Origin of the sequence: Pseudomonas maumuensis, from assembly GCF_019139675.1 — a bacterium.
In the GTDB taxonomy this organism is placed as follows: domain Bacteria; phylum Pseudomonadota; class Gammaproteobacteria; order Pseudomonadales; family Pseudomonadaceae; genus Aquipseudomonas; species Aquipseudomonas maumuensis.
Genome location: NZ_CP077077.1, coordinates 2,600,429 through 2,604,389 on the forward strand (window position 1 = coordinate 2,600,429; position 3,961 = coordinate 2,604,389).

The window sequence follows — 3,961 nt, forward strand, 5'->3', positions numbered from 1 at the left end:
CGCATGCCCGTCGAATCCATGAGAAAACGTTTGGCCAGCAAGATCAAAAGCCATTTGAGCATAGACCCCGCCACGCAATGCGCCATGGGAACGGGGGCTGTGCTAGGCTGCTGCAAAATCGATGCATTACCGGGGAAACGCCATGGAACAGGACACCTCCACATTCATGCAGGCCGCCATCGACGAAGCCCGCAAAGGGCTCGAGGAGGGCGGTATTCCGATAGGCTCGGTACTGGTGCATGAGGGCAGGATCATCGGTCGTGGGCACAATCGCCGTGTGCAACAGGGCAGTGCCATCCTGCATGGCGAGATGGATGCCCTGGAGAGTGCCGGCCGGCAGCCGGCTCGGGTTTATCAGGAGGCTACCCTCTATACCACCTTGTCGCCCTGCGCCATGTGCAGTGGCGCCATTCTGCTTTATGGCATCAAGCACGTGGTCATAGGCGAGAACGTCACCTTCATGGGCGAAGAGCAGTTGCTCGGTGAACGGGGCGTACGCCTGGAGGTGCATGACGATGAAACCTGCAAAGCGCTGATGCGCCAGTTCATCGAAGCCAACCCCGAGCTGTGGAACGAAGATATTGGCCACTGACCTGCACGCCCAGGGGGCGGATATCCAGGTAATCCACCTGGCGCCTCCGGCCCCCCCGTTGCTCGGGGTGGACTCGCCGATCGCCTGCTTCGACTGGAGCATGACGCCACTGGGTGATCTGACGTCCTGGCCGCCCACTTTACGCATCGCTGTCGACATGCTGCTGCTATCGCCGTTTCCCTGTACGTTGGTCTGGGGCGCGGCGCTGACGGTCATACACAACGATGCCTACCGAGTAATGCTGGGTCTCGAGAGCGACCGCCAGGGGCATGCTTTCGACGCACTCTGGGAACAGCATTGGGAGAGTATGGGAACGTTCGTGTTCAAGGTGCTGGAGGGACAGGGCAGCCTGGTCGAGGATATGCCATTGCCCGTGCATCGAGGGGGCGCCACGACGACAGCCTGGGTCACGGGGTGCTTTTCTCCCATCCGCAATGATCAGGGCATGGTCGCCGGTTTTCTGCACGCCTTGATCGAGACCACGACGAGTGTCGAGGCCAGCCGTGAATGGCGTGAACAGGCCCAGTCCTTCGAGGGGCGCCTGACGCGCTACCTCGCTGACCCTGAACATACCTGGCAGTTGTCGCCCGACGTGATGCTGATGCTCGACGCCGACCTGCGCGTGCGCACGGCCAATCCTGCCTGGCAACGACTGCTGGGCTGGGGTGAGGCATCGCAACTGCGAGCGACCTTGCCTGAACTGTTCCACCCTGTCGATCGCACTGAAGTGCGTCTGGTGTTGATGGCGCTTGTGCAGGGGCGCGACACGGCGCCCTTCGAGGGGCGGGTTCGTCACAGCGATGGCCATTATCGCTGGTTCCGTTGGGTCGGCATCGCCAACCAGGCATTGCCGGCGCTGGTGGGGCGGGATATCACCGAAGACCGCGATGCTGTCCAGCGTCTGGCCGAGGCGGCGGTGCGTGAAAGCCAACGTATGGAGAGCGTGGTGAAGGTGGCGGGCGGGCTTGCGCACGAAATGAACAATGTACTGTCTGGTGTCGGCAGCAGCCTGGAGCTGCTCGAGCGACGCATCGCCCAGGGGCGAATGGAGCGTGTGGAGGAATATGTAAAGATGGCCCGGGAATGTGCCCAGCGAGCCATCGGACTGACCCAGAACCTGCTTGCGTTCGCTCGTAGCCAACCCCTGTCGCCCAACCCGCTGAACATCAACCGCTTGTTGCAGGAGGCGCTGCCGATGCTGCGCCAGACTTTGGGCACAGAGATGCGCCTGGACGTGCAACTGGACGTGGCGCCCTGGCCGTTGCAGGTCGACCCGGACCCGTTGCGCAATGCCCTCCTGCACTTGTGCAGCAATGCCCGCGATGCCTGCCTGGGCAATGGCAATCTGACGATTCGTACCGCCAACGAGCGGCTGGCGATGGCCAGTGCGGGGCCGGTAGCCTTGCCGCCGGGGGACTATGTCACCTTGCAGGTAGAAGATGATGGCCATGGCATGAGTCGCGAAGATGTGGCAAGAGCGTTCGAGCCGTTTTTCACCACCAAGCCCCTGGGGCAGGGCGCCGGCTTGGGGCTGCCCATGGTCCACGGCTTCGTGCAGCAGTCGGGTGGCCAGGTGTGGATCGAGTCGATGCCGGAGAAGGGTACCCGGGTCGTGTTGATGTTTCCGCGCGCTCTGGGGCCGTTGCCCGAGCGCGCGTACCTGGATGTGCTGTCGCAACAGGCTTGGGGTCAGCGGTTGTTGCTGGTCGATGATGAAGACAACTTGCGCGGCTTGATGAAGGAAGCGCTGGTCGATTGTGGCTTCGAGGTATGTGAGGCGGCCGATGCCAACAGTGCGCTGGGACAGTTCAGGCATGGCGCCCCGTTCGACCTGGTGGTCACGGATATCGGTCTGCCCGGGGGCTTCAGCGGCCGTCAGATGGCCAAGGCGCTGCGCATGATCAAACCAGAGCAGAAGATTCTGTTCATCACCGGTTACACCAGCGACCCGGTGGAGCAGGCGTTGCTCGACGAGCCGGGTACGGCGTTGATGTTCAAGCCGTTCTCGCTGCAAACGCTGGTCGAGCAGGTCCAGCGCATGCTGCAAGCCTGATTCCGGGGTCAGAGCCCCTGCTGCAGGTATGGATCATCCGGGTTCTGCCGCTCCAGCTCGGCGAGCAGGACCTGGACATTCTGCAATTGGCCGGTTTCCTTCCAGTACTCGATCAGCAACACCCGGGCCCGGCGATTGGCGGGTTGGCGGTTGAGCACGGTCTCCAGCTGCTTCTGCGCGGCATCGAGCTGTTCCAGCTCATGCAGGGTGATGGCCAAGGTATAGCGATAATCGTTGTTTTCCGGTTCCAGCTCGACAGCCCGGGAGAGGGCGAGCAGGGCGTATTCCTGCTGTTCATGGCGGGTCAGCCACAGCCCCAGTTCGTATTGCAGGAAGGCGGAATCCGGGCGCAGTGCCAGGGCCTTGGCAAGTACTTCGCGGGAGGCATCGTGCAGGCCCTGTCGCTCCAGCAGGCGCACTTGGGTGGCCAGGGCGTCCAGACCTTCGGGGGCCACGGCCAGGCTGCGCTGCAAGGCCCTGGAGGCTGCGTCGTAGGCTTGCTCATGCATGTACAGCCGGGCCAGGTGGACCTGAGCAGCAGCGTCGTCGGGCTGTTGTTCCAGGGTCTGCTCATAGTGTTCCAGGGCATCCTGCAAGGGCCCGAAGTACAGGCCGATGGCATCGGGATCGAGGCCCAGCAGGGCGTCTACCGCGGCGAAGCGCACGCTTTGTTCGTCATCCTCCAACAGTGGGCCCAGCACCAGGCTGCGCTGAGCGTCCGGCAGCAGGCGCTGGATGCTGGCGATGGCGGCGCGGCGTACCAGCGGGTCGGTGTGTTCGAGGTCTTGCCTGGCCTGCTTCAGCGCCTGTGGCGATGGGTAGTTGGGCAGTTCGGCATACAGCGCGGCGCGACGGATCGGTGGCAGGTCGTCGCGCTGTAGTTGCTGATAAAGGACGCGGGCGGCGCCCGGCAGGCCATCGTGTGCCTGACGCAGCGCCTTGGCGTAGCTGTGGGGCGGTAGGCTGGGCGGTGCGGGTTGCCGGTCACGCCACAGGTAACTGATCGCGGCGGGCAGTACAAGCAGGAGCAGCAGGGCGATCAGCAGAAGGTGACGTCTGGGCATCTCACGGTCCGTAATGGCGGTATGGCAGAGCTTGGGGCAGGCGGGTGGTAATTGCAACGCTCAGCCCCACAGCGACCGGGTGCTGGGCGGTGGTTGTACAGCGCCCATCAGATCGGGCGCGAGCACATCCCGTCTTTTCTGCAAAGTTCCCTGGCGGTCCTGCCGTTGTCCCCACTTCCCATGTCAGCCCGCCTACCCGCGATCCTTTAGCGTTCCGAGCATTTCCGACTGGCTAAAGCAGGATGCTTACCA

Annotated in this window: 3 protein-coding genes; 2 read left to right on the forward strand and 1 reads right to left on the reverse strand. The window is 63.3% G+C overall.

Annotated features, from left to right (window positions below; genetic code table 11):
- Positions 1-142 precede the first annotated feature (142 nt).
- On the forward strand, positions 143-592 hold the full coding sequence (locus KSS90_RS11820; protein WP_225933156.1) for a nucleoside deaminase: 450 nt from the start codon (positions 143-145) through the stop codon (positions 590-592).
- Entirely contained in the window at positions 582-2,645 is a 2,064-nt protein-coding gene (locus tag KSS90_RS11825; protein ID WP_225933157.1) for a hybrid sensor histidine kinase/response regulator, read from the forward strand. Before KSS90_RS11820 ends, KSS90_RS11825 begins: the two co-directional genes overlap by 11 nt.
- Positions 2,646-2,653: 8 nt before the next feature.
- Here KSS90_RS11825 and KSS90_RS11830 read toward each other — a convergent pair whose 3' ends face one another.
- Positions 2,654-3,709 (reverse strand): tetratricopeptide repeat protein, encoded by a 1,056-nt coding sequence (locus tag KSS90_RS11830; RefSeq protein WP_217869534.1) that lies wholly within the window; start codon positions 3,707-3,709, stop codon positions 2,654-2,656.
- Positions 3,710-3,961 lie beyond the last annotated feature (252 nt).

Bases quoted from the DNA above. Each gene is read 5' to 3' on its own strand.
- KSS90_RS11820 (WP_225933156.1), top strand. From the start codon at position 143: ATGGAACAGGACACCTCCACATTCATGCAGGCCGCCATCGACGAAGCC.
- KSS90_RS11830 (WP_217869534.1), bottom strand. From the start codon at position 3,709: ATGCCCAGACGTCACCTTCTGCTGATCGCCCTGCTGCTCCTGCTTGTA.